21 protein-coding genes are annotated in these 25,472 nt (G+C 44.3%); 13 read left to right on the forward strand and 8 right to left on the reverse strand.

Going from position 1 to position 25,472, the window contains the following annotated elements; translation table 11 throughout:
* Nucleotides 1-215: 215 nt before the first annotated feature.
* Genes QUA99_RS27070 through QUA99_RS27080 form a run of 3 tightly spaced genes read right to left on the reverse strand, consistent with a single transcriptional unit; the run spans nt 216 to nt 4,782 of the window.
* Nucleotides 216-1,667: a DUF2079 domain-containing protein gene (locus tag QUA99_RS27070; RefSeq protein WP_333242792.1), complete on the reverse strand. Its 1,452-nt coding sequence runs from the start codon at nt 1,665-1,667 to the stop codon at nt 216-218.
* The gene (locus QUA99_RS27075; RefSeq protein ID WP_333242789.1) at nt 1,660-3,231 is read right to left on the reverse strand and encodes a DUF2079 domain-containing protein; all 1,572 of its coding nucleotides are present in this window, start codon (nt 3,229-3,231) and stop codon (nt 1,660-1,662) included. The genes QUA99_RS27070 and QUA99_RS27075 overlap by 8 nt, the downstream gene beginning before the upstream one ends.
* A gap of 9 nt (nt 3,232-3,240) precedes the next feature.
* Nucleotides 3,241-4,782 carry a DUF2079 domain-containing protein gene (locus QUA99_RS27080; RefSeq protein ID WP_333242788.1) on the reverse strand — a complete coding sequence of 514 codons (1,542 nt, stop codon included), beginning with the start codon at nt 4,780-4,782 and terminating at the stop codon, nt 3,241-3,243.
* Nucleotides 4,783-4,953: 171 nt separating this feature from the next.
* On the opposite strand from QUA99_RS27080, the gene dxr reads away from it, so the two are divergent.
* Nucleotides 4,954-6,144 (forward strand): 1-deoxy-D-xylulose-5-phosphate reductoisomerase, encoded by a 1,191-nt coding sequence (dxr, locus tag QUA99_RS27085; protein WP_333242785.1) that lies wholly within the window; start codon nt 4,954-4,956, stop codon nt 6,142-6,144.
* Between the two features lie 358 nt (nt 6,145-6,502).
* Here the strand turns inward: dxr and QUA99_RS27090 are convergent, their stop codons facing one another.
* A complete protein-coding gene (locus QUA99_RS27090; RefSeq protein WP_333242782.1) occupies nt 6,503-7,015 on the reverse strand; it encodes a phosphoribosyltransferase family protein in 513 nt (170 codons plus the stop codon).
* Nucleotides 7,016-7,069: 54 nt separating this feature from the next.
* Between QUA99_RS27090 and QUA99_RS27095 the strand changes: the two genes are divergently transcribed.
* On the forward strand, nt 7,070-7,819 hold the full coding sequence (locus QUA99_RS27095) for a pentapeptide repeat-containing protein (protein WP_333242779.1): 750 nt from the start codon (nt 7,070-7,072) through the stop codon (nt 7,817-7,819).
* 147 nt (nt 7,820-7,966) lie between these two features.
* On the opposite strand, the gene QUA99_RS27100 is transcribed toward QUA99_RS27095, so the two are convergent.
* The 3 genes from QUA99_RS27100 to QUA99_RS27110 all read right to left on the reverse strand — a co-directional run bounded on the left by QUA99_RS27100 (nt 7,967) and on the right by QUA99_RS27110 (nt 9,351).
* Nucleotides 7,967-8,167, reverse strand: a complete 201-nt coding sequence (locus tag QUA99_RS27100; protein WP_333242777.1) for a hypothetical protein — start codon at nt 8,165-8,167, stop codon at nt 7,967-7,969.
* A 632-nt stretch (nt 8,168-8,799) separates the two neighbouring features.
* Nucleotides 8,800-8,979 (reverse strand): hypothetical protein, encoded by a 180-nt coding sequence (locus tag QUA99_RS27105; RefSeq protein WP_333242774.1) that lies wholly within the window; start codon nt 8,977-8,979, stop codon nt 8,800-8,802.
* A gap of 180 nt (nt 8,980-9,159) precedes the next feature.
* Nucleotides 9,160-9,351 carry a hypothetical protein gene (locus QUA99_RS27110; protein WP_333242772.1) on the reverse strand — a complete coding sequence of 64 codons (192 nt, stop codon included), beginning with the start codon at nt 9,349-9,351 and terminating at the stop codon, nt 9,160-9,162.
* A gap of 39 nt (nt 9,352-9,390) precedes the next feature.
* Here QUA99_RS27110 and QUA99_RS27115 point away from each other — a divergent pair, with 39 nt between their 5' ends.
* Nucleotides 9,391-9,609: a hypothetical protein gene (locus QUA99_RS27115; protein ID WP_333242769.1), complete on the forward strand. Its 219-nt coding sequence runs from the start codon at nt 9,391-9,393 to the stop codon at nt 9,607-9,609.
* 933 nt (nt 9,610-10,542) lie between these two features.
* Here the strand turns inward: QUA99_RS27115 and QUA99_RS27120 are convergent.
* A complete protein-coding gene (locus QUA99_RS27120; protein ID WP_333242767.1) occupies nt 10,543-10,683 on the reverse strand; it encodes a hypothetical protein in 141 nt (46 codons plus the stop codon).
* Between the two features lie 17 nt (nt 10,684-10,700).
* Here QUA99_RS27120 and QUA99_RS27125 point away from each other — a divergent pair, with 17 nt between their 5' ends.
* The 10 genes from QUA99_RS27125 to QUA99_RS27170 all read left to right on the forward strand — a co-directional run bounded on the left by QUA99_RS27125 (nt 10,701) and on the right by QUA99_RS27170 (nt 25,260).
* On the forward strand, nt 10,701-10,889 hold the full coding sequence (locus QUA99_RS27125) for a hypothetical protein (RefSeq protein WP_333242765.1): 189 nt from the start codon (nt 10,701-10,703) through the stop codon (nt 10,887-10,889).
* Between the two features lie 711 nt (nt 10,890-11,600).
* The gene (locus QUA99_RS27130; RefSeq protein WP_333242762.1) at nt 11,601-11,804 is read left to right on the forward strand and encodes a hypothetical protein; all 204 of its coding nucleotides are present in this window, start codon (nt 11,601-11,603) and stop codon (nt 11,802-11,804) included.
* A 306-nt stretch (nt 11,805-12,110) separates the two neighbouring features.
* Complete coding sequence (locus QUA99_RS27135; RefSeq protein WP_333242759.1) at nt 12,111-12,974, forward strand: calcium-binding protein; 864 nt, start codon at nt 12,111-12,113, stop codon at nt 12,972-12,974.
* 277 nt (nt 12,975-13,251) lie between these two features.
* Nucleotides 13,252-16,056, forward strand: a complete 2,805-nt coding sequence (locus tag QUA99_RS27140) for a tetratricopeptide repeat protein (protein ID WP_333242757.1) — start codon at nt 13,252-13,254, stop codon at nt 16,054-16,056.
* A gap of 24 nt (nt 16,057-16,080) precedes the next feature.
* Nucleotides 16,081-20,172 carry a tetratricopeptide repeat protein gene (locus QUA99_RS27145; protein WP_333242754.1) on the forward strand — a complete coding sequence of 1,364 codons (4,092 nt, stop codon included), beginning with the start codon at nt 16,081-16,083 and terminating at the stop codon, nt 20,170-20,172.
* Entirely contained in the window at nt 20,165-22,057 is a 1,893-nt protein-coding gene (locus QUA99_RS27150) for a tetratricopeptide repeat protein (protein ID WP_333242752.1), read from the forward strand. The genes QUA99_RS27145 and QUA99_RS27150 overlap by 8 nt, the downstream gene beginning before the upstream one ends.
* A gap of 177 nt (nt 22,058-22,234) precedes the next feature.
* Complete coding sequence (locus tag QUA99_RS27155) at nt 22,235-22,876, forward strand: Uma2 family endonuclease (RefSeq protein WP_333242749.1); 642 nt, start codon at nt 22,235-22,237, stop codon at nt 22,874-22,876.
* 161 nt (nt 22,877-23,037) lie between these two features.
* On the forward strand, nt 23,038-23,772 hold the full coding sequence (locus QUA99_RS27160; RefSeq protein ID WP_333242746.1) for a glutathione peroxidase: 735 nt from the start codon (nt 23,038-23,040) through the stop codon (nt 23,770-23,772).
* 203 nt (nt 23,773-23,975) lie between these two features.
* Complete coding sequence (locus tag QUA99_RS27165; RefSeq protein WP_333242743.1) at nt 23,976-24,947, forward strand: sodium-dependent bicarbonate transport family permease; 972 nt, start codon at nt 23,976-23,978, stop codon at nt 24,945-24,947.
* A gap of 1 nt (nt 24,948) precedes the next feature.
* A complete protein-coding gene (locus QUA99_RS27170) occupies nt 24,949-25,260 on the forward strand; it encodes a P-II family nitrogen regulator (protein ID WP_223300725.1) in 312 nt (103 codons plus the stop codon).
* The last annotated feature ends 212 nt before the right edge of the window (nt 25,261-25,472 follow it).

Here is a 25,472-nt window from a genome sequence, read left to right on the forward strand (position 1 = left end):
TACTCACTATTATCTCGGATGATTCACTTTTACCCTCTCAATCCGCGTATGTGCCAGTTGGGGGTGCGGAATGTGGGCTAGAAGCCCACCCCACAAGATATTGATTGTTTCTTGACTACAGTTTAAATAGATAACAGCTTAGTGCATCTAGGACTGAATGATATTCGTTTTACGAACCGCTAAGGCGCCAAGGGCGCGAACCAGGAAAACCTGATTTATTTGTTAGGATTTTGGGTAAATAGATATATGTCATCCCGCTGATATTTGAGTTGAAATTGAGGGTGATTTTGGAGTTGAGTTACTAGGTTTTTAACAAACTCTCGATCGCTCATCCAACCGGGATAGCGCTGGTTCACCAATATATATTCAAATTCTGCGAGATTTGCAGGTGGCGCGTGAGCTTGAGTTAATTTTACTATAGGGCGGTGCGTTAAGTGCGGAGCAATGTGAGAAGTTGTTAAAACACTGCCTTTGGTGTTGACGAGAGCGATGGCTTCTCTGGTAGCTGGCCAAGTGTCGAGTGAATCTAAATAAATAGTCCAAAAATAGCCGTATTTTGCTAGAGCTAAGAAAGCAATCAACGACCAAATTACAATGACTCTAGGCAATGGAAAATTAGGAACTGGCAATCTATCAAATATTGTCTTTCCCTGTGGCTGGTTTCTATCTGCTAAACTAGAAATTACGACCACCAACAAAAATGGCAATATCGGAAGAGAATATTGATGAATCAAATCGCGCTGAGCGGGGATATCTGAAAGAATATTCATTGCCAACATCGGTACAGCACTAATTAAAGGTGTCAATTGACGCGGCGAAATCCACCAAATTACAGGCAAAACTAACAACGCTAAATATTCAAAAGTCTCAAAACAAAACAAACGCCATAAAATGAGATTTGGTTTCAATATTAAATTAACAGCTATTTCTAAAACTGAATGACCTAAATATCCATAGCGCCCGATTCCCGCGTGTTCTCTTCCCTGATTGAAATACGGTACAACTGCCTGAGTAGCTACCAGGAACCAACCCGCGCCGAGACATAGAGCGATGAGTCCACAATTACGCTTTTTTTCAAAAAATAACAGCCAAAAACCCATCGCAGCCACGGTTAAAGATAACACGGCTTTGCAGCTCAAAACTAATATAATGGCAGCACAAAACCATACTGTTTTATTCAGCCGCGCGGCTAAGATTGCTGCTAGAAGTGCGGGCAAAGCAATTACTTCGGGGTGGAAGTCGAATAAATTGACATTAAATACTAATGGATAGAGGAGGTACATACAGGCGATCGCCCAAGCTATGCTATTATTTAATCCGGCTTGACGCGCCAAACTCCAAGTCGGCAAAGCACCCAATGCTAGGGAAACTGCTTGCACTAACAACAGCCAATGCACCTCGGGATATATTTTGTAAAGCAAAGCCACAGGATACATCACCCAAGCGGCGTGGTTTCCCATGTGGTGAATTTCGAGAAATGACGAAAACGGCGTTTGTCCCTGGCTGATTAGATATGCTACTTGGTCGTAAATTCCCAGTTCAAAAGCGTTGGATTCAAACAGGGCGTGTCGCGTGCTGCTGCAAATGTAAAATAGCAGAGAAAAAAGGGCGATCGACCCAATGACAGGATAATAGTTTAGATTCTTCAAAGAGTTTAATTTATTCATTAATACTACTTATTTTATGATTTTTTTTAAACAACAAAACATCGTCTTGTTTATAGCTTATTTGAAACAGTGAAGATTTTTGAAGTTGAGCAGCTACACTCACAGCAGTATCCGCCGTATCGTGCCAAGGATGGCGCAAATTTAGCAGTATATACTCAAATTCATTTAAACTTTGTCCGTTGGCAACTTGATGCAGCAATTTTATTGTTGAACGGTGAGCGAGATGAGTTGCTAGGGAATTATCAGTTAAAACATTGCCTTTAGTTTGCACGAGATTAATTGCCTGCCTCGTCGCTTGCCAATTATCAAGAGATTCTAAATAAACTGTCCCGAAGTAGCCGTACTTTGCCAAAATCACGAACACTAACAGCGACCACAAAATCAACAAGTTTGACAAATTGGAAAACCACAAATTCACCCACCTCCATCTGGGGGTAATCCACCAGATATGTTTAATAGATTTAATAGAAATGCGTTTCGATAATTGCTTCCCAAGTCGAGGAATCCAGTTGCGGTGATTCCACACATAATTGCCGGCATTTTTAGCAAAATTATTCCCTCTTTTCTCTCTGTCTGCTAGGGTAGAAATTACAGCAATTAATAAAAAGGGAAATATCGGCACAGAATACTGGTGGATCAAATCTCGCTGAGCCTCTATATCCGAAAGAAGATTCATCAATAGCATGGGTAAACCACTAATTAATGGCGACAAATGGCGCGGGGAAAGCCACCAGATTACAGGCAAAAATAACAAAGTTAAATATCCCAAAGTATCCGCTGAAATCAGCCGTCCCGCTACTAGATGAGGTTTCAGAATTAAATTAATACCAATCTCAAAAACCGAGTTTCCCAAATAATGATATCGCCCGACACCTGCGTGTTGCTTGCCCTGATTAAAATACGGTACAATCGTTTGAGTTGCAATCAAAAACCAAGCCGCGCCGAGAAATATAGCTATCAGTCCGCACCTGCGCGTTTTTTCAAATAAAAACAGCCAAATACCCATCATCAGAACTGTCAGCGAGAGCACGGCTTTGCAGCTTAAAATTAATAGAATGGCGGCACAAAACCACAATATTTTATCAAGTCTAGCTGCTAAGACTGCGGCTAAAATTGCTGGCACAGCAATTACTTCGGGGTGGAAGTCAAAAAGATTGACATTAAATACTGCGGGGTAAAGCAGATATGCGGCTGCAATTGCCATTGATGTTCTTTCACTTAGGCCCGCTTGACGTGCTAGACTCCAACTAGGCCAAGCACCTAACGCTAGGGAAACAGCTTGCACAAATAAAAGCCAGTGAACGTCTGGATATATTTTATAAAGTAAAGCTAGCGGGTAGAAAATAAATGCTGCGTGATCGCCCAAAATGTTGATTGCCATTAAAGAGGAAAATGGGGTTTGATTTTGGGATATTAAATAAATTGCTTGGTCAAAAATTGCTAAATCGAATGCTGTTGAATGAAACAAAGCGTGGCGCGCGCTGCTGGTGGCAAAAAGGATGAGGGTTGCTACACCTACCATCCATGCTACAGGGTGAATTTTTTTCTGTTTTAAATCGATCATTTTAAATTATTATCTATAACCAAATTTTTGAAATAGCAAAACATCATTTTTCTGATATTGTAATTTAAATTTGGGAGATTTTTTGAGGTAATTTGCTGTGCGATCGCCAATTTCTTTAGTGTCGGGCCACGGATAGCGCAAATTCAACAGTACAAAGTCAAAATTAACCGAATCCGCCTCGGAATAAATTTGCGAAAGTGCCTTAATTGTCGCTCGGTGAGCCAAGTGGGCGGCAAGTCGGTTGTCGGTTAAAACGCTAGCTTGTGGCTGAATTTGGCTGACAGCTTCCCGCGTCGCTTGCGCAGTGTCGGCGCGATTTAGATACAGCCAAAAATCCTTATATTCGCCCAAAAATAAAAAAAGTATTAACGACCACACAATGATTGTTTTTGGAGCCTTTAAATTAATAATTGAGAAGGGGGTATGAGTAATTGGTATTTTTTCTCCTTCTCCTTTTTCCTTCTTGCTTCTTCCTGCTTCTGTCGAGATAACTGCTAACAATAAAAATGGAATTACTGGCAGCGAATACTGATAAGCAAAACTGCGCTGAAACGGTTCTTCAGAAAGGACATTCAAAACTAAAGTCGGCAGCGCGCCAACCAGAGGCGTTAAATAGCGAGGGGAAAGCCCCCAAATCACGGGTAATATCGATAAAAATAGATATTTAAAGGTGTCGATCGACAAAACCTTTCCTAAAACTAACCCAGGCTTTAATAGCAAATTTGCAGCAATTTCTAATACGGAGCTTCCCAGATAAGCATAGCGCCCGACGCTGCCGGATTCAGTCCCCCTAAAACCTGGAATAATTGCTTGAGTCACAATTAAGAACCACGCTGTGCCGGCAATAATAGCAAAAAGTGCGATCGCCCTTTTTACCCTGTTTTTCCCAGATAAACTTTCCCGATCGAAGAGTAGCAGCCACAAACCCATCGCCGCCACAGTCAAAGATAAAACCCCCTTGCAGCCCAAAATCAAAATAACCGCCGCACAAAACCGCCAAGGTTGGCTCAAACGCGCCGCCAAAATCGCCCACAAAATAGCAGGTAAAGCTATAACTTCCGGGTGAAAATCAAACAAATTAATGTTGAAAACCACTGGATAAAGCAAATAAACCGCTGCCATTGCCGCCGATTTTTTAGGATTCAAACCAGCTAGACTTGACAAACTCCAAACAGGCAAAGCACCCACAGCTAAAGCAACAGCTTGTACCCCAAAAAGCCAGTGAACGTCGGGAGATATTTTGTATAATAATGCTAAAATATAGAAAATCAAACTAGCGTGATCGCCCATAATGTGAAAGCCCAAAAATGAGGAAATCGGCGGCTTTCCCTGGCTGATTAAATAGATAACTTGGTCGAAAATGCCTAAATCCCAAGCGGTTGATTGAAATAAAGCGTGCCGCCAACTGCTGCACAAAAAGAAAATCGCAGCAGCCGCACCCGTCATCCAAATTACACTCGGCGGAAACAATTGAGCTGGGGGTAATTTGTCCGGAAGTATGCTGCGGCTTTCCTCGCTGGAGATACTAAGATTTTCTGAGGAGTTTTGCATAAAAACTGGGACTAGCTGACCGTTCTAAATATCATTTACTCAATAGTCGGCGCAGGGGGACGAAAGTTTGTACGCTTTTAGGTGCCCGCCCGAATAAATTCGGGCAAACTTTTACTAATTTTAATCCCCGCAATCGTAATATTAGAATAGCCCAAAAAACATTAAACAATTGTGAAAGCAATAACTATTCTCGGCTCCACAGGCTCCATCGGCACTCAGACTCTGGATATTGTAGCTCAATACCCCGATCAATTTCGGATTGTCGGCTTAACCGCCGGACGAAATGTAACGTTGCTGGCCCAGCAAATTCGCCAGTTTCGACCGGAAATTGTTGCGATTTGCAACGAAGATAAATTACAGGAATTGAAGGAGGCGATCGCAGACATCGATCCTCAACCTATTTTACTTGCGGGCGAGTCAGGCGTTGTCGAAGTTGCCAAATATGGCGACGCTCAAGCCGTCGTCACTGGCATAGTTGGCTGTGCCGGTTTGCTGCCAACAATTGCTGCTATTGAGGCAGGCAAAGATATCGCCTTAGCCAATAAAGAAACATTAATAGCTGGTGGCCCCGTTGTCAACCCCCTGATCGAAAAATACGGTGTTAAAATACTGCCCGCTGATTCGGAACATTCGGCTATTTTTCAGTGCCTCCAAGGTGTTATTGCTGGCGGGTTGCGGCGCATTATTCTCACAGCTTCGGGGGGTTCTTTTCGAGATTTGCCGATCGACAAGTTAGCAGAAGTAACAGTAGCTGATGCTTTGAAACATCCGAATTGGTCGATGGGGCAGAAAATCACGATCGATTCTGCTACTTTGATGAATAAAGGATTAGAAGTAATTGAAGCTCATTACTTGTTCGGGATGGATTATGACGATATTGATATTGTCATCCATCCTCAAAGCATAATTCACTCGTTAATTGAGCTGCAAGATACGTCTGTTTTGGCGCAGTTGGGATGGCCGGATATGCGCTTGCCTCTGCTTTACGCTTTGTCTTGGCCGGAGCGAATTCATACAGATTGGGAACGGCTGGATTTGGTAAAAGCTGGGGATTTGACTTTCCGAGAACCAGATCATGAAAAGTATCCCTGTATGCAGTTGGCTTATGCGGCTGGACGTGCAGGCGGTTCGATGCCAGCGGTGCTGAATGCGGCAAACGAACAGGCGGTAGCGCTATTTTTGGAGGAGAAGATTAAGTTTTTGGATATTCCGAAGTTGATTGAGAAGGCGTGCGACAAACATCAAACCGATAACTGTGAAAGTCCGGCTTTAGACGATATTTTGGCGGCGGATACGTGGGCGCGGCAGGAAGTTTTGGCAGAGAGTATGGAATTGGGCGATCGCATTCTTTCGGTTCGCTAATTGTATAGGCAGACTTGCACTTACTCACAAGCCCCCCGGGGAATTAATTCCCCCTCTCATAGCTAAAGTCGGTTGAAACTGAGATGTTGCACCATTCTCAATAATCCTTTTATGAACAGGCTCTCCGGCCCGTTCCACAAAGAATGAATTTCTTGTGGAACAGGCCGGAGAGCCTGTTGCTAACAATGCTACAATATCTCAGTTGAAACCGACTGCCAAACCTTAATAAATATTCAGTTTTATTTGAGAGGACTTTAGCTATGAGACAGGGGTTTCAACCGCTGGCAGACGGTGCCAAAAAGTGCAAAATACCGCCAAAACCCTATTAAAAACAGACCAGATTTTAGTTTTTTATTGACTAACTCCCAACTTTCGCCGCAAAATCAGCAGCACTCATCTTTTCGTACATTTCAAAAGGTTGGTGAATCCAAGGATTGTCAGCCAAATAATCTACATAATAATCAGGCTTTGCAACAGAACAAGCCTTGTACCAAAGTACAGCAGTCCGAATTTCCTGAATATCCTCGCCGTAGCGGTTCTTCAGCCAAGCGATACCTTGGTGCAAACTAATTCCCGAATCCACCAAATCGTCAACCAGGAGAATGCGGCTGCCCAAATTATCGCCCACCATTGTCAAATCGCGCGCAAACTCGATCGTACCCCGGACTTTTCCCTCGCCGCCACCATAGGACGAGGCCGCTAAAATCGCCAGAGGTTTGTCGAAAATCCGCGACAGAGTATCCCCAACCCGCAGCCCTCCCCTCGCCAGACAGACAATTCGATCGAATTTCCACTGAGATTCATCAATTTGTACAGCCAAATCCTCAATTTTCCGATGGTATTCTGACCAAGAAACGTAAAGGTCGCTCATGCCTAATATTATTGAAATATCAAAGATATTATTAAGTATTTGGGGGGCAATGACATGAATGCAGACGAACTTCTCAGACGGTATGCAGCCGGAGAACGGGTTTTTCACAAAGTAGACCTGAGCGGTGCCAATATGTCAAGGACTAATTTGCGCGATATTGACCTGAGTCAAGCTAATTTAAAAGGTGCAAATTCCATCGGCCTCACCCTCTACAGAGCCAATCTGTATCAAGCAGATATCAGCCAAGCCAACCTCTCCCAAGCCAACCTCATGTCCGCTAATTTCGGCGAATGCGAGGCGGTAGGAGCTAACTTGAGCGGAGCCATTTTGCGGAGTGTCCTGCTCACCGCAGCCAATTTAACGGGGGCGAGTCTCAGGGGTGCAGACATGAGAGATGCAAACCTTCAGCGGGCAATTTTGATTCAAGTTTATGCAGTTAACGCTAACTTGCAAGGTGCAAATTTGACAGAAGTAAAACTTTGCGGAATCAACCTCAGCAAAGCAAATTTAACCGATGCCAACTTAACACAAGCTGACCTCAGCGATGCTAATCTAACTCAAGCAAATCTGAGTTGGGCAAATTTGACCGAAGCAAATCTCGAAAAAGCGGATTTGAAGGGAGCCGATTTGAGCGGAGCTAACTTGAGCTGTGCAAATCTCCATCTAGCAGATTTGAGCGGAGTTTCTCTCAAGGGAGCAAATCTCCGGGGAGCAAACTTGCATCAAGCTTCTTTGCGCGGGACAAATTTGAATGAAGCGAATCTGAGAGAGGCGATGATGCCTGACGGCAAAATCTCTGAGTAAATAAGCTGCAAAACAGAAGTTAAAACCGAAGGGTGCTTGTAGCGCACCCTACATTTAGCGTAATTCCTGATTTTTTTAAGGGGATTTAATTCTGCCTTCATGTCACAGTCGATTTAAAGACGAGTGGCAAAAATTTGGGGCCACAGTTTAAGCTACAACTTTCAGCCAGCCCCGGCGAACGGCGTGGAGCAAGCGGTTGATGGCTGTGTGATCTTCTTCTGTAAGACAGTCATTTAACAGGGCTGTCTTGAGCTGTTCTCGGTGAGTGGCAGTCAGCAGACCGGAGTGATATACCTGAAAGACTAGCTCTGCAATAGTAAATTGAGGTAAAAACGTTTGGGTCATCATCTGTTTTTTTTTTTTTACTGACTTTTGACAGTATTGACTGATTTCCCCAACATTTATGTGATTCAAATACGCGAGTAAATGTGATCGATTGGCTCTTAATTGGTGATTTGTGTCAGCCGGAGTAGGGGATCGAATGTTTCCTCGATCGCCTTGCGAGTCAGAACACAAACCCCGTCATGATTCCTCGGTTTTGGCAACTCCGAAATCTCTACTTTTTGTCTAGATACTTTGACAAAAAAATTAATATTTATTTATTTATTTATAGATTGCGAATGGCGGGTAATTAATGACTGCTAACTAAATAGATCCACTTACTTAAACGTAAAACTTTTACGGTGTTCAGACATCCGTTTTGGTTGCATTTACTGAATGTCTGGGTGTGGGGTTTTTCCGTGTATCTACTTAATGACTGGTGACTGCAGGCTACTGACTGCTGACTGCTTCATATCAAAAATCCCGGCTTCTTCAAGGAACCGAGTTCGAGCTTTGCGATCGCTGCACAATTTTTTGTTGAGAAGGTTAATGGAGCGACACACTCGCGGAAATCTGATTGCTGGCAAAGCTATACAGGAAAGAAAGTAGAAATACCGATCTCAACTGCCTGTGTCAGAGGACTAATCGGACATCCTGACTCATCCGCGACGGATGGCGTCAAGCAGGCGGTTGACTGCATCTCGGTCTTCGGCGCTGAGAGCGCTTTCGCAGATGGCGCGCAGTTCGTGGCTTTGAGTGCGAGTCAGATTGCCTGAATGGGTGACTCGATCAAACAGTTGAGCGATCGCGCGATCGGATTTTAAACTCAGAACTTGCATGAAATCTCGTTGAACTCGACGATTATAATATCGAGCATTTGAGAATAGAGCAGGGTGATTGCAGTCGGCTAAGCTGTGCGATCGTTCTTGGCTCGACTTGTGACCGAAGTCTGCGATTATACGTGAGTGAAATCACAGAGAACGAGAGACCTCGATCGCGCTGTGATTGTGGCGGTAGCCTCATTGGACTAAACCTCGAAAACTTCTGAGCCCAAGACTTTGAGGGCCCCGCGCCACTGCGGGGCGGGCTTGCGTCCGTTCGACATCGCAGGCTATGGACTCGAAAAGCTGTGAAACTTTGAGTTTTCGACAGTTGCAGCCGAGGGCCGAAAGTGGCGATCGGCGAGTCGCACCCTGAGATACAATAATCATAAATACTTCTATCCCATCTGTAAGCAGGCAGGTAAAACAATGATAATTATTAGCTACTTTTCGGTTGCCTTAATCGTTTTTCTTGTTTGGTTTAAAAGTTTTTGGAACGATAAGGCTACATCTAAAAAAGACTTGATATCTTGGATAGCCTTAATAATCGGACCTCTGGCTTGGCCTGTTGTTCTGCCCCTATCCCTTTTGCAAATTACCAGCAAAAAGTCGGTTGTACAAACAGCTCAAGGCGAGCAAAAAATATAATAAATTGTGGAAGTAACTGACTCAATCACAGTCGGTTATCTGGTCATAAAAATATCCCCAGTGCCTCGCTCGTCGCAGCGAGTAAATTATCTTGTTTTTTTATGGTAAAATTTTGCACCTAGAAGGTTTAATTAAATAAAACTTCTGAATCTCCCAACAGTATTTTTTGACCACGAATTTCAAAGGTGGTACCCGCCACGCGATCGATCAGTGGGATCGATCCCAAATCGAAAATCTAAAATCCTCAAGAAAGAGCATTTATCTCGCGCAAGTCAATCTAAAATCTCAAATCTCAAATCTCAAATCGATTGACCGCTCTCACATTCTGCTTTCTGCTTTTTGACGCCTACTTTTATTGTGTCACATCGTGATTTAAGGCTGCTGCTGAGTCAACATTGTCAGACCAAATTTGTCCGACAGCGACCGCAAAATTTGTTTCAATAAAAAAAATATCTGCCACCTGTACCAAGCTCAAACTTAATACGCAATGTAAGTAGAGCGGTACGAAAAAAAATAATATCTTCTAGGGGCGGGTTAAGCGAATATCTTTAAAAGCCGGCAGTTTATTGCTGGACTCAGCCGCCCTCCATTCTGATAGGTCGGTTTATTTTCACCTACCTACTTAACACGGTCTGTTGCTTGCAAAAGTATAACTTTAGACAGATTTTAGCGTTGCGTTGACCAACTGAATAAGTTTTATTACGTCCGGCTGCTCCGTACCATTTATCGAATTTGAGAAAATCGTTGCTAGCTGTGGAAAAATAGATAGAATCTTTACCCTGCAAGCTTTTGAGGCTATAGGTTTTCAAGTTTTAGCGGCTGCCAACAGGAAATTGTAGAGTTTGATATCGCCAAAAATGCCTAACTCTTACCCCAGTTAGATACACAAGTAAAGGCAGAGACTGCAATATGAAATAGGCAACAACAAATCTTTCAAATCTCAAGCACGACTTGTTGTATGCGATCGGGCATCAAGAGTTCATAACGCGATCGATCGGAGTTTTGAGAGGTGTTGGGTTTTTGGGAACTTCTCAAAAACAGTGCCGTCACTGTATCAAACTTTGCTATTTGCACAAAAAGTTGGAGTAAAAATGAACCAAGTGTCTGAGAAGCCAATTTATCGAATTCTTAATCTAGTATCGCTGCTAGCGCTGACCTACTATGCAGCTACTTCTATCAATTATATTTTCGAGGGCGACCCTCACGTCTACAGCTACGACAGCCATAGCAATTCCAATGGGTCAACAGCGCAACTTGAAGCACACCGATCTGGGGAATAGTACAGCTTGTTTATGAAGGCAGAACCAAATTTCCAGAAAATTGCTAATTGTTAATGAGCAGCTCGAAATTAACAATTAGCAAGAAGATATTTGGTTAAAACAAAATATTGTTAAGTTAAATTGTCAAATCTCATTATATAAAAACTTACAGAAGCTCGGGGTGGCCTGTCACCCTCAATAGTCGCTGGAGGGCGATCGAAGATTTCTCTGTTTTACATTGTGTCGCAAACCAACAGAAAATTAAGATGCGCTGCTGCTTATTCTCAGCTTTGAGAGTACCGTCAGAACTCTAGCGGGACACGCCAAATCCCAACTTCATCACACAAGCGCTGGATGGTCTGGATGGAGCTCGCTCATAGCTGAAATCAGCTATTTTGGTTGAAAAACCGGGATGTTTCGATAAAATCTGCCGTATCGCGAGGGATATCGCAGTCCTGGAGGCAAAAACCCGGTCTATGCACGTAATTTGGTCATATACCCTCGAACTTGACAACGAGAAACCGGGTTTTTTGCGGAAGCGTGCGTCCTGGACTGTATAGGTTAAAAAATCAAGGCGATCGGCCTCAAGAGTGGGTTCAAGAGTGTGTAGGAGATAAGTAAATTGCCACTAAAAGCGGTAACTCCAGCAGCTTAAATCGCTTTATAGGGCTAGGTTTGATTGAATACGACCCGCAAGTGCGCGGGCTTACTTTGAAAGCCAGCTAAAAAATTTTGATTTCTGGGGAACTATTAGCGGAACTCAAAAGTCTGGTCAACCAGAGTATACTGAAAAATCGCAACTCAGTTACAGCCCCTTTGCGGGCGATCGAACTCTCCGGCGATCGACAGTTGCCAACGACTGCGGTAGAAATTCTCAATCTTGAGAGTATACTCCCATTAAAAATGGTCTCTGTGTGTTTTCCGGCTATTGTTTAAAAAATGACTAGCCACACCGACCGTCAGTATGGTAAACTCACAAGCGTTTAACTGGAATATTTTCGTGTTACAGGAGGCAGTGGTGGAGTCGAGAGTCAAAAGCAGGAAAAAACCGATATTTGCTGCTCCACGAAGACAGAATTCAACTCGCGCTCCCAGGCTCGCTGCTGACAATTTAAATTACATGACAGCTTATAGCAGCCGGGTTAATTAGGGTCTCAACCGATGTCCGGTTTCATTTATTGAATCCCTTTGGAGGGAAAAGTGTATTGTAGAAAAATGATTGATCTTTTAGGAGGAGTGTAAATGACACAGGTAACTAATCCAACACAACCAGCAAGTTCACTATCTGGAGGTGTCGGTGGCGGTGGCTTTACCGTTATCGGTACCCAAGGCGACAACAGGTTGAACGGCAGCCCCGGCAGCGATATCATCCAGACTTTTGCGGGCGCTGATGTCATCGCTGGTGGCAGTGGCAACGAGCTGATTCTATCGGGCGGCGGCAATGACAGTATCGGCGGCGGCGACGGCAACGATACCATCCTTTCAGGCAGCGGCGCCGATGTGGTCGCTGGCGGCGGCGGCAACGATTTCATCTTTGCTGGTAAAGGTGATGACCTCGTAGACGGCGGCGATGGCGATGACTTGATTTCTGGAGACAGAGGCAACGACACCGTACTCGGCGGCGGTGGGAACGATACTGTCTTTGGCGGCCAAGGCAACGATGTTGTCGGCGGCGGCGACGGCAACGACAGCCTGTACGGCGGTAAAGATAACGATACTGTCAATGGCGGTTCTGGCAATGACTTTATCTCTGGCGACAGAGGCGCTGATGTCCTCACAGGCGGTGCTGGCAGCGATACGTTCTACTTCTTCTCCAGCGGTGGCGATTACCCCGTAGACACGATCACAGACTTTACCCCCGGCGAAGATAAGATCCGCTTGAAATCGGGTGGTGTGTTCTCTGGTTTGGGCACCAGCTTCGAGGCCAGCGAGTTTGTCGTCATTTCTGGTTTCAACGCAGCCACCCCAGGAACCAACACGACGAACAAGTTGATCTACGACCCGCAAAGCGGTGCGTTGTACTTCAACGGCGGCAGCGGAGTCCTAACTGTTGCTCAGTTGCAGACTGGCCTGACGATTACCTCCAGCAACTTCGAGTTGTTCTAAAACAACTGGCTGTTGTGGGGCGGCACCGAATAAGATTTGGGGCTGTTCTCACAAAGCCGGTAGTTTTAAAGGATTTCAACCTCACTCTGCCACAAGCGGGGTGAGGTTGAAATATTCAATGCAGGAACTGAAGCAGGGGCAGTTAAAAAAATCGATCGACAGTTATTGATAAAATTAATCGATCGCCCGATCGGGCAAAATATAAATACAAAGTTTTTAAATTAGAAATTCTAAGTTTTACTGAAGCGGTAAAGAAACCGCAACTGCACCGCGAGCAATGAGCACTGAAGAATATATCCGGCAAGCCCAAATTTATTTGAACCGGGGGAAGTTAACTGAGGCGATCGAGTTTTGCAAAAAGGCGATCGAACTTCAACCGTTTTCGCCCAAGGCTTACACGACTTTAGGCGAAATTCTCGAAGCTCAAGGCGATCCGACGGCGGCAAGAGACGCTTTTGTGCAAGCTTTGGATATTTCGCCGCAGTTTTTTCTGGCTCATGCTTATTTGGGTCAACTTTACAGCGACTATGCGTGGCTGGATGAGGCGGTTTTTCACTACCGACAAGCTCTGGATTTGAAACCAGATTGGGCGGAACTTAATTATAACTTGGGAAATATTTTTCACAAGCAGGGTAATTTGTTGGGGGCGATTGGCTGTTACCGAAATGCGCTCGCCCAAAAACCGGATTATCTCGATGCTTTATACAATCTGGCTGTGGTTTTAGATGAAAATAGTCAGCTCGAAGAGGCAATGGATACCTACCGACAGGCGATCGCCGTGGCGCCTGATTACGTGGAAGCTTACAGCAATCTGGGTGTGATTTTGCTAAAGGACGATCGGGCTGCTGAGGCGATCGAGCTTTACCAGCGGGCGATCGAGATTAAGCCGGATTGGGCAACGCTGCACAATAATTTGGGTCAAGCCTTGCTGGACAAAAGTCCGGAAAGGGCGATCGCATCTTACCTCACAGCTATTGAGTTGGAGCCGGACATGGTTTTGGCTCACTACAATCTGGGGAAAGCGTGGCAATTACAGGGGGAACATTCGGCGGCGCTTGCTTGTTTCGATCGCGCGATCGAGATCGATTCCGACTATATTTCGGGCTATACAGACGCCGGATTTTCTTTGATGGTTTTGGGCAGAATTGCGGAAGCCCTGCCTTATTTTGAGCGGGCGATAGCTCTGAAGCCTGATTTTGTTGAGGCATACTGCCGCTTGGCACAAAGGCGGAGAGTTGCTGCTGTAGATGATGATGAATTGTCAAGGGCGATCGCGGCGTGCGATCGATTTCTCACAGCACTAACTGGAAGGAAGAAGGAAGAAGGAAGAGGGAAGAAGGAAGAAAAAGAAACTATTCCCAATGCCCAATGCCCAATGCCCAATGCCCAATGCCCAATGCCCAATGCCCAATTACCAATTGCTGAAATCTGCGATAATTTAGCCGAAATTTACTTGCATTTGGGAAATGCTTTAACAGAGTACGGCGGACACGAATCTGCCGCCGTTTATTATCAAAAAGCTTTGCAAATTCAGCCGAAAAATGCAGAGATTTACTGGCGGCTGGGAAATTCCTTAGCCCAGCAACAGCGCTTGGGTGCAGCAATTGCAGTTTACCGCATAGCTTTGACGATTCAACCTGCTTTACCGCAGGTTTATTTTGAGTTGGCTAAACTGCTGGAAAAACAGGGGCGCTGGGAACGGGCGATCGATTATTATCAAAAAGTTTTAGATCTGCAATTGCACGGGTATGGAGAGCAGAAAGAGTGGAAAAAACAGAGTTTTATGTCGCCAGAACGCAATTCTCTCAAACCTCCTAAAGGTATTTATTTATCTAGTTGGGATTGGCTGGTTAATGCTAAGTTGGATGCTGACAATTATGTGGAAATATTTTGGAAACCTGCACCAGAAGCAAGTGCAGAAAATATTCCGAATTCCCAATTTGCGATCGCCAATTCCAAATTGGAAAATTCCGATTGTACCGGTTTAACTTGCGGGCTGTGTTTGCAGCGACTTTCTAAGTGGTTCGATCCGGTGCATTTGGGTTGGGGAGTTTGCCGTTTGTCCAACTCGCAACCGATACCCGTGCAGTCGCCCAAGACTTTTGTGGCTGCAATTCCCAACGGACGAGTTTGGATTGTTCCGCAGGAAAATTATTGGCTGATTTGCAAGGCGATCGCTGTAATGACTCCTGACAATTATTTGTTGGCTGATGTGTCGAGAGATTATCCGGGTTTTTTACCGGGATGCGAAAAGCATGATGTTAGAAAACACAGCGTTTTTCAGTTAGAATCCTTTCCGCCGTTAAAGCAAATTGACGGCAGCGTGACGGTGCTTTCTGGTTTGTCGGGAAATGTCTATTTTCACTGGATGGTTGATGTCTTGCCGAGGATAGAATTGCTGCGGCACAGCGGTAGGGATTTGGCGGAAATAGATTGGTTTTTGGTGAATAGTTGTCAGCACCAATTTCAGCGGGAAAGTCTGAGGATTCTGGGCATTCCCGAAGAAAAAGTCTTGGAGAGCGATCGCTTGCCTCACATTCAAGCAACAGAGTTAATTGTACCGTCTTTTGCGGGATATTTGGGCTGGCCTTCTGGGTGGGCGATGGATTTTTTGAGGCGCGAGTTTCTCAAGGGAATTATACCTAGTTCAAGCTATCCAAAACGCATTTATATCAGCCGCAGCAAAGCAAGATACCGACGAGTCTTGAACGAGGAAGATGCGATCGAGGTTTTGGAGCAATTTGGCTTTGTTTCAATTTTGCCTGAGTCGATGTCTTTGGCAGAGCAAATAGCTCATTTTTACCACGCTGAGGTGATAGTGGCTGCCCACGGCAGCGGCTTAACAAATACAATTTTTTGTAACCAGGGAACTAAAGTAATTGAGTTGGTGTCGCCTCACTATATCAGCCATTATTACTGGGGAATCAGTCAATATTTGCAGTTGGAACATTACTTTTTAACGGGCGAGGCTTTTGAATGCTATCCTATTAGACAGTTGATGTATCAGAATTCGCTGACTGAGGATATTTTAGTGAACTTGAGTTCGCTGAAAAGGATGGTTGAGGTGGTGGGTTTGAATTAGTTGGTGTCTGGAGCAAGTTTAATTATGCCCTCGATTGAGAAGATGGAAAAGGCAGCGGTTGATTTGAGTCGGCAAGCAGAAGTTTATTTAGCCGAAGGAAAGTTGAATGAGGCAGTTGCTGCTTGCGAGTCAGCGTTGAAAATTGAACCGAATTTGGCGGCAGCTTGCCAGACGCTGGGAAAGGTGATGCAGGTTCGAGGTGAAATCGAGCAAGCTAAGCAGTGGTATGAAGCGGCAATCGATCGCAATCCAAATTTGCCGGAAGTTTATGCTAATCTCGGCATTTTGTATTCTCAGGGGAAACAGTGGTCCAAGGCGATCGCCAATTGTGAAAAAGCGATTTCGCTAGCGCCGAATTTTGCTGCTGCTTACCGGCAGTTGGCGAGAGTTTGGACGCAGTTAGAGAAGCGAGAAGAGGCGGCAGACTGTTGGTATCAAGCTTTTAATATCGAGCCGAATTGGGCAACTGCTGAGGAACACGTGACTCTGGGAAATAGTTTGGTTGAATTGGGAAAGTTCGATCGCGCTATGGAGTGTTATTCGCGCGCAATTGGGTTAAACCCGCAACTGGCAACAGCTTATCACAATTTGGGAGAAATGCTGGTCGGGGAGAAACGGTGGGATGAGGCGATCGCCAATTACCGACAAGCCCTTGCCATCAATCCAAATTCTTTTGAATCTTACCACAGTTTGGGTAAAACTTGGGCGGAGCGAGGAGAAAGCGATCGGGCGATCGCCTGTTACCGCAAAAGCCTCGAACTCAATCCCAACTACGCTCGTGCTTACCTTGGTTTGGGCAATGTTTTGGTGCAGAAGCGCGAGTTGGATGAAGCTATTAAATGTTACCGTCAGGCTCTTGAAATTAATGATAATTCCTACTGGGCATACAATTATTTAGGGGACGCTTTTGCTCACAAAAAAGTGTGGTCTGAAGCTATTAGTTGCTACCGCAAAGCTATTGAAATAAATCCAAATATTCCTTGGTTTTATTGCAATTTTGGAATTGCCTTAACCTGCGAACAATCCTGGGATGAAGCTGTTAGCGCTTACCTGCACGCGGTTCAGATTGAGCCGAATTTGACGGGAATCAATCAGAGGTTGGGATATGTTTTGCGGAAGCGCAGCGAATCCGGTTTAGACAGCACAATAGAAACTTATTGTCAAGCTATTGAGGTACTCGCAAGCGGGAAAATTTACCACAAATTGCTGGAAATAGAGTTAGATGGAGCGGAGTTTTATATAAATTTAGGCAATAGTTTAGCGAAACAGAAGCAGCTTGAAGGTGCGATCGTATTTTATAGCATGGCACTGCAAATTGAACCAAATGCTGCGGAAGTTGTCGCCCAACTGAATGATGTTCGGGCGAAACAACAAGAGTTATACGCACAAATTGCCGCTTACCGCCACCAAATAGAAATCGAGCCGAACAATTCTAAGCCTTACAACGATTTAGGAAATATTTTACCCCAATTAGGGGAATTGGAAGAAGCAATTATTTGCCACCAAAAAGCAAGCGAATTGAGGGGTTGGCCTGAGTGTGCGGCGAAAGATTATCAATTTACCCAAGATTGGTTTACCCACAATATTCCTATCTGGCAACGGCATTTGCAGGAATTTACCGGAATTGCGGATTTTCAAGTTGTGGAAATCGGCAGTTTTCAGGGAATGTCGGCTTGCTGGCTGCTGGATAATATTTTAACTCATCCGACGGCAAAGATTACTTGTATAGATTTGTATTTTCAACAACATTTTAAGGGCAATATTGTTAAAACTGGAGCAGCAGATCGGGTAATTGAATTAGAAGGTTACTCTCAAGATTTGTTAATTAATTTGGCTTCGGAATATTACGATGTTGCTTACATTGACGGCTGTCACAAACCCACCAGTGCTCTGCAAGATGCAATTTTATCTTGGAGGTTGGTGAAAGTTGGGGGCTTGATGATTTTTGACGATTACGAGTTTACGTTTCCAGACAGCCCGGAGCAAGATACTAAAATCGGGATAGATGTTTTTTTGGAGATGTTTGGAAGTCAGTTAGAAGTAGTACACAAAGGCTATCAACTGATTGTCAAAAAAATCGGAAATAAAAGTTTGGGCGAAGAGCAAGCTCAGTTGTCTCTGGGTTGGGAAAAGTTGGGGGATATTGCGGCGAATTCCGGTTATTTTGATGAGGCGATCGCCCGCTATCAAACAGCTATTAAAATTAAGTCTGGCAACTACTTAACTTACCACAAGTTGGGTAAAGCTCTGCAAGAGAAAGAACTGTTTGACGAAGCTCGGGCAGCTTACCAACGGGCGATCGCACTAAACCCTAATTTTAGTTGGTCTTACCACTTTTTGGGGGAAACTTTGCAGGCGATTGAGGAACAGGGCGAAGCCGCTGCTGCTTACCGCAAAGCTATTGAGTTAAATCCCGATTTTTGTTGGAGTTACAACAATTTAGGCGATGTGCTGATGGAGCTTTCTGAGTGGGAGGAAGCTGCTGTTGCTTACCGCAAGTTAGTTGAACTAAATCCCGATTTTTGTTGGTCTTACGATAGATTAGGTAAGGCTTTGGTTGCACTGGAAAATTGGGAGGACGCGGCGGTGGCTTACCACAAAGCTATTGAATTAAATCCCGATGATTGTTGGCTGTACAATAGTTTGGGGGAAGTTCTGGAATCACAAGAAAATTGGCCGGAAGCAGCAGTGGCTTTTGGTCGTGCTATTGAGCTAGAATCCGATCATAGTTGGCTGTACAAAAAGTTGGGTGATGCACTGCGGAATCAAGGGGAATTAGAAAAGGCGATCGCAATTTATGAGCAAGGCATCAATCTCGATCCAAAATCCTGTTGGTGTTACGAAGGATTGGGTTTGAGTTTAATTGCAAAACAGCAGTGGGAACCGGCAATCACTAATTTAGTTCAAGCCCTGCAAATTAAACCCGATTTGTTTGAAGCTTACGATAATATAGGTTATGCTCTGGAACAACAAGGAGAAGTCGATGAGAGCGATCGAGGAGAATACAGCAATCAAATCTTACCCTTAAGTATTCTCAAAAAATACTGTGGGTTTACAGAAGATTTGACCGTTCCAGCAGAATCCAATCCGCACCTCACCTGCATTGACATCCATCCTGCAAGTCAAATCAATTTATCTGATTCCAAAACAATCGACAGCAACAGCAAATTTTGGGAACATCAAACTCATTCAAGAAAAGCTTTTGTTGCCGTATTGCCAAACGGACGAGCTTGGGCAGATGTTGTGACTACCGCCGTGATTACTTCAGATAATAAACTTGTTGCTGATATTTCAATGGGTTGTGCTGAATTGGTAATCACTTCCGACAAATTGCCGCCCGCTGAACACGTCGATGGAAATGTGGCTTTTTTATCTGCTCGCTGGGGTGGAGCCGCTTATTTTCATTGGATGTTTGATGTGATTACGCGATTTGACCTTTTGCAGCGGAGCGGATTGATAGAAACTATAGATAAGTTTGTTGTTAATGCCTCGGATTCTTCCTATCAAGCAGAAACTTTAGAGACTTTAGGAATTCCTCAAGATAAAATTTTAGAAAGTCGCTGCAATTTACACATTACCGCCGATAAATTAATAGTTCCGTCAATATCTTATAACGGCTCGGGGGCTGTTTCTAAATGGAAGTGTGAATATCTCAAACAGACATTTTTAAAGGAACAACAGCCCCTAAATACAGACTATTCAGAGCGAATTTATATCAGCCGCCAACAAGCATCCTATCGGCGAATCGTCAACGATGAAGAAGTAATTAAATACTTAGAAAAATTGGGGTTTCGCAGTGTCAAGCTGGAAACGATGTCGGTAGCGGAACAAGCAGCGTGTTTGGCTGCTGCTAAAGTAGTTGTCGCACCCCACGGCGGGGGGTTGACTAATCTAGTTTTTTGCAGTCCTGGAACTAAGGTGATTGAGATTTTTTCTCCTCTTTATGTTCCGTATTGTTATTGGATGATTAGCAATTTGTGCGGTTTGGAACATTACTATTTAATTGGTGATTTGGTTGATGAGGGAACTCCGACAAAACCCTTACATAAGAATATGCGGTTGGATGTGAACTCGCTGGAAAAATTACTGACTATTGCAGGAGTTTTGCATGGATAATGACTATCACGATTTGGGAAATTCCCTGCAAGAATGCGGTCGGTTTGATGAGGCTGTTGCTGCTTACAAAAAAGCTATTGAACTAAATCCAGACTTTTCTTGGTCTTATCACAGTTTGGGCGATGTTTTTCTGAAACTTGAAAAATGGGAGGAAGCTGTCGCTGCTTACAAAAAAGCTGTTGAGTTAAATCCAGATTTTTCCTGGTCTTATCACAATTTGGGCGATGCTTTGCTGAAACTTCGGCGATGGGAAGAGGCTGCTGCTGCTTACCGCTGCGAGATTGCACTCAACTCGGATTTTGCTTGGTCTTTTTGCAATTTAGGGGACGCTTTAACTAAACTAAAACAGTGGGATGAAGCTATCGCCGCGTATTTAAAAGCTGTTGAAATTGACGGAGATTTGCCGGGAATTTACGAGAAGTTGGGATACGCTCTCGGACAAACAGAGTCGGATTTAAATTTAGTTTTAGAACAATCTCAATTGCAAATTAGACCGGAAAATTGGGAGTTTTATTTGCAGTTAGGAAAGAATTTAGCACAGTACGATCGCCCAAAAAGCGCAATTATTATTTACAATTTTTTATTGACAAATATGCCGAGGTGTGCAGGACTGTCAGGGGAATTAGAGGAGTTGTTGCAGCAGCAAGAAAAGTGCGTAAGCGTTGCCCTCGAAGAGGATCGCGCATTAGCCTCATCTCGCGCAACTGTCGCCCAAAAACCCGATGATTGCTGGTCTTATTACAATTTAGGTGCTGTTTTGAGCCAGCAAAAATATTGGGAGGAAGCGGCGGCGGCATTTTTCCAAGCAATAGAAATAAATCCCGATCTTCCTTGGTGGTTTTATTACAATTTGTGGGAAGTTTTTGTTAGGCAAAACAAGCTAGATGAAGTGGAAAACTTGTGCCGCCAAGTTGTTGCAGCTAAACCGGAGGCTTTTTGGCCTTATCTGAATCTGGGGGAAGCTTTGACGAGGCAAGGTAAAATTGCCGAGGCGATTGATTTTTATCGAACTGTCAGTTACAAACAAAGTTTTGCCTCTCTTATCAGTAAGAGAACAGGCAAGATGCCTGTTCCACAACCACATACAGGCAAGATGCCTGTTCCACAAACAGATACAGGCAAGATGCCTGTTATACAAAATAGGAACTTAAAACCAGTCAAAGTTCCTAACTTTATAATTATTGGTTCTCAGCGGTGCGGGACGACTTCTCTGTATACTTATTTAGCTCAACACCCGCAAATTTTGACTCCGATTAAAAAGGAGATGGATTTTTTCTCGTGGCACTTTGACAGAGGGATTGATTGGTATTTGGCTCATTTTCCGCCCATGCCTCGGGGAGAGCAATTTGTAACTGGCGAAGCAAGTCCGAGCTATTTTGACTCTCGGGAAGCACCGGAACGTCTCTACAGCCTGTTTCCAGAGGCGAAACTGATTGTACTTTTGCGAAATCCGGTCGATCGGGCGATTTCTCAATTTTACCGCTTGACTGACTTAAATTGGGAAGCGCGATCGCTCGATCGAGTAATTAGCGATGAAATTGAACGGTTGAATCAAAATCCAGAATACATCATCGGCGAGGAACCGGGGAATTATTTAGCTCGCGGTAGGTACATAGAATTTATAAAAAACTGGCTGGCTTTCTTTCCTCCAGAACAGTTGTTAATTTTGAAAAGCGAAGATTTTTATGCAGGTGCGGCGACAACACTCAAGCAAGTTTTAGAATTCTTAGATTTGCCGGAATATCAATTGTCTGAGTACCAAAATGCTAATCCTGGTTCTTATCAGCGGGTAAATGAATCGGTTCGCGACAGGTTGAGCGATTATTTCCGACCTTACAATCAGCAATTAGAGGAATCTTTGGGGAGGCAGTTTGAGTGGGAATAAAATAAGACGGCGGTTTCAACCGCGTCTATAAAAACAAAACCTGCCTCCGCAGGTTGAATAAAAGGCGATTAAACGTGGGTTATTCTCTTCAGTCTGCCTCCGCAGACATCGTTTGTGTAGACGCGATTTTAACCGCCGTCTGCTAAAATTAGAAGAACTTGTAAGGAGGTAATACCAATGCTGACGATCGAGCTAGATACATTACTTAAAGAACAAGCACTCCAACGCCAAGATCCTGAAGATCGCTACATTACCGATAGCGCCAACTGGGAACAATACGAGACACTGCTGAATCGGATTGGAGATGCGGCAGGATATCGAGTTACTTATTTAGATGGAGTTTTGGAAATTATGTCACCTTCTCGCCGCCATGAAAGTAGAAAAACTCGCATTGGAGATCTGCTGCTTATTTACTTTGTAGAAGCTGAAATCGAATATTTCCCTTTTGGGTCTACAACTCTGCGACAAGAGGAAAAACGTGGCGGTACGGAACCGGATGAAGCTTACTGTATTGGGACAGATAAAGAATTTCCCGATTTGGTAATTGAAGTAATTGTTACCAGTGGTAGCATCAATAAACTAGAACTGTATAGAAGGCTGAATGTGCGAGAGGTTTGGTTCTGGCGAAATGACCGATTTTCTATCTACCATTTGCGAGAAGAAAGTCCGGTTGAATTCGTGTCAAACTGCGGTTATGAATTAATCACACAAAGCGAATTGCTACCGGGAATTGATATCGATATGTTGACAGAATGTGTAAAAAATCCTCACCCGTTAGCAGCAGCAAAGGATTGGAGACAGAATTGCCGACCTACTTAAACAGCAAGTTTTAAATCTGCTAGCTGTTGCAAAGACAATGAACTGAGCTCGCGCGCCCAAGTCCGAGAAAAAAACTCGCCTCCCCTTGACAACTCATACTCGTTATGAGTACGCTATAATCAGCAAAGGAATTGAACCCAAGTACCCAAAAATTTAAAATCATGCTGACGAACCAAGAAGGTCAAAGAGTACCCAAAGTCACCTTTCGCACTCGCAAAGACAACGAGTGGGTCGATGTCACCACCGATGATATATTTGCAGGTAAAACCGTAGTAGTCTTCTCGCTGCCGGGAGCTTTTACTCCCACTTGTTCGTCAACGCACCTCCCGGGTTACAACGAATTGGCCAAAGTTTTCAAAGAAAACGGCGTAGATGATATCGTTTGTATTTCCGTCAACGACACTTTTGTGATGAACGAGTGGGCAAAAGACCAAGAATCAGACAATGTGACGTTAATTCCCGACGGTAACGGCGAATTTACCGAAGGCATGGGAATGCTGGTAGACAAAACAGATTTAGGCTTTGGCAAGCGGTCTTGGCGTTATTCGATGCTGGTAAAAGATGGCGTGGTTGAAAAAATGTTTATTGAGCCTGAGGAACCGGGAGACCCTTTCAAAGTGTCCGATGCCGAGACGATGCTCAACTACATCAACTCCGCAGCAGCCAAGCCGAAGCTAGTTTCGCTGTTTACAAAAATGGGCTGTCCCTTCTGCGCTAAGGCTAAGGCACTGCTGAGCAAAAATGGCTTGGATTATGAAGAAATCGTCTTGGGCCGGGAGATCACAACCCGATCGCTGCGGGCTGTGACTGGGGCTACAACTGTGCCGCAAGTATTTATCGACGGCAAGTTGATCGGTGGTTCCGAAGCCCTAGAGTCTTATTTGGCTGTTGCTTAGTTAAACACAAATACTTAACCTGCGGCTGCGAAGTGCACGCCTTACTCGTTGTAGGGTGTGCAACGTGCGTCTTTGCCATATTTGGCGGTATTTAGCCCCGTCGAGCTTTCGCTTTAAAAGTTCGATCGCTCTATCGATCCCTTCTCGTGCAACAATTACTGGGGAAGTAATATTAAAAACGCAAGAAATGGGAGTGAACGATCGTGGATTTGAGTTTAGTAGCGTCAAATATCTTAAATCCCCCAATATTAGCTTTTTTCATGGGAATGCTGGCAATTTTTCTCAAATCTGATTTAGAAATTCCAGCGCCCATCCCCAAACTGTTTTCGCTGTACCTGCTGTTTGCGATCGGATTTAAAGGCGGCGTCGAACTGTCCAAAAGCGGAATTGACCAGCAAATCGCCCTGACAATTTTGGCAGCAATGCTGATGTCAATGCTAGTACCAATTTATACTTTTTTCATACTGAGGATAAAACTCGACTCTTACAATGCCGCGGCGATCGCAGCCACCTACGGTTCCATCAGCGCCGTCACATTTATCACCGCAACATCCTTCCTCACAGCACAGGGGATCGACTTTGACGGTTACATGGTAGCCGCGCTAGCATTAATGGAATCCCCAGCAATTATAGTTGGTCTGATTCTAGTCAGTGTATTTGGCGGGGAAGAAGGAAAACGCGAAATAGTTTGGCCAGAAGTGTTGCAAGAAGCATTCCTAAACAGTTCAGTTTTTCTGCTGATTGGCAGCCTAATTATGGGCGTACTGACAGGAGAACATGGTTGGGAAGTTATGAGTCCGTTTACTCAAGACTTGTTTTACGGAGTTCTGACTTTTTTCTTACTAGACATGGGGCTGGTTGCAGCCAGCAGAATTAAAGATTTGCAAGAAGCAGGAATTTTTCTGATCTGCTTTGCAATCCTAATTCCGATAGTCAACGCCGTAATTGCTTTGCTAATAGCCAAATTAATCGGACTGCCACAGGGAGACACTTTGCTGTTTGCCGTATTGTGCGCGAGTGCTTCTTATATAGCAGTACCAGCAGCCATGCGCCTAACTGTTCCCGAAGCGAATCCAAGTCTTTACATTTCAACTGCCTTAGCAGTGACATTTCCATTTAATATCATTGTAGGCATTCCCCTGTATCTATACGGAATCAATATGTTTTGGAGGTGAGATGATGGAGTCAGTCAAAAGAGTAGAAATCATAGCCCACTCAGTAGAACTCGGCAAGATTTTAGACGGTTTAGACAAAGCGGGCGTACCCGGTTATTCGGTGATTCGTGATGTCGCTGGAAAAAGCACTAGGGATCACGTTTCCCGTGATTCATCAATGACGGCACTGGATAACATTTATGTGCTTGCTTTTTGTTCGCCAGCTCAAGTTTCAGCAGTTGCAGAAAACATTAGACCAGTGCTCAATAAATTCGGTGGATCGTGTTTTATTTCAGATGCGGTGGAATTGCTAATTACTAGGTGCGTCGGGTAGAAAGCTGAGTGATGAGTGATGAGTGATTAGTGATTAGTGATGAGTGACTTGATTATTCAGTCCTCTCAGCTAGGACGAAAGTAGGGACACGGCAATGCCGTGTCCTTGCGTGTATCTGCGACTTTAATCCTAGGGCAGGGTAAGAGCATCTCAATCAGTCTTGACAAAAGGATTTGAGAAGAAGCATCATGTATTCATCATTCATTGCAGCC

This window comes from Microcoleus sp. F10-B2 (assembly GCF_036704965.1).
Taxonomy (GTDB): Bacteria; Cyanobacteriota; Cyanobacteriia; order Cyanobacteriales; family Microcoleaceae; genus Microcoleus.

Coding starts and splice junctions, on each gene's coding strand:
- QUA99_RS27135 (WP_333242759.1), top strand. CDS start 12,111: ATGACACAGGTAACTAATCCAACACAACCAGCAAGTTCACTATCTGGA.
- QUA99_RS27110 (WP_333242772.1), bottom strand. CDS start 9,351: ATGATTATTGTATCTCAGGGTGCGACTCGCCGATCGCCACTTTCGGCC.
- QUA99_RS27075 (WP_333242789.1), bottom strand. CDS start 3,231: ATGATCGATTTAAAACAGAAAAAAATTCACCCTGTAGCATGGATGGTA.
- QUA99_RS27145 (WP_333242754.1), top strand. CDS start 16,081: ATGCCCTCGATTGAGAAGATGGAAAAGGCAGCGGTTGATTTGAGTCGG.
- QUA99_RS27125 (WP_333242765.1), top strand. CDS start 10,701: ATGAACCAAGTGTCTGAGAAGCCAATTTATCGAATTCTTAATCTAGTA.
- QUA99_RS27170 (WP_223300725.1), top strand. CDS start 24,949: ATGATGGAGTCAGTCAAAAGAGTAGAAATCATAGCCCACTCAGTAGAA.
- QUA99_RS27100 (WP_333242777.1), bottom strand. CDS start 8,167: ATGATGACCCAAACGTTTTTACCTCAATTTACTATTGCAGAGCTAGTC.
- QUA99_RS27150 (WP_333242752.1), top strand. CDS start 20,165: ATGGATAATGACTATCACGATTTGGGAAATTCCCTGCAAGAATGCGGT.
- QUA99_RS27080 (WP_333242788.1), bottom strand. CDS start 4,782: ATGCAAAACTCCTCAGAAAATCTTAGTATCTCCAGCGAGGAAAGCCGC.
- QUA99_RS27140 (WP_333242757.1), top strand. CDS start 13,252: ATGAGCACTGAAGAATATATCCGGCAAGCCCAAATTTATTTGAACCGG.
- QUA99_RS27115 (WP_333242769.1), top strand. CDS start 9,391: ATGATAATTATTAGCTACTTTTCGGTTGCCTTAATCGTTTTTCTTGTT.
- QUA99_RS27070 (WP_333242792.1), bottom strand. CDS start 1,667: ATGAATAAATTAAACTCTTTGAAGAATCTAAACTATTATCCTGTCATT.
- QUA99_RS27105 (WP_333242774.1), bottom strand. CDS start 8,979: ATGCAAGTTCTGAGTTTAAAATCCGATCGCGCGATCGCTCAACTGTTT.
- QUA99_RS27160 (WP_333242746.1), top strand. CDS start 23,038: ATGCTGACGAACCAAGAAGGTCAAAGAGTACCCAAAGTCACCTTTCGC.
- QUA99_RS27095 (WP_333242779.1), top strand. CDS start 7,070: ATGAATGCAGACGAACTTCTCAGACGGTATGCAGCCGGAGAACGGGTT.
- QUA99_RS27155 (WP_333242749.1), top strand. CDS start 22,235: ATGCTGACGATCGAGCTAGATACATTACTTAAAGAACAAGCACTCCAA.
- QUA99_RS27090 (WP_333242782.1), bottom strand. CDS start 7,015: ATGAGCGACCTTTACGTTTCTTGGTCAGAATACCATCGGAAAATTGAG.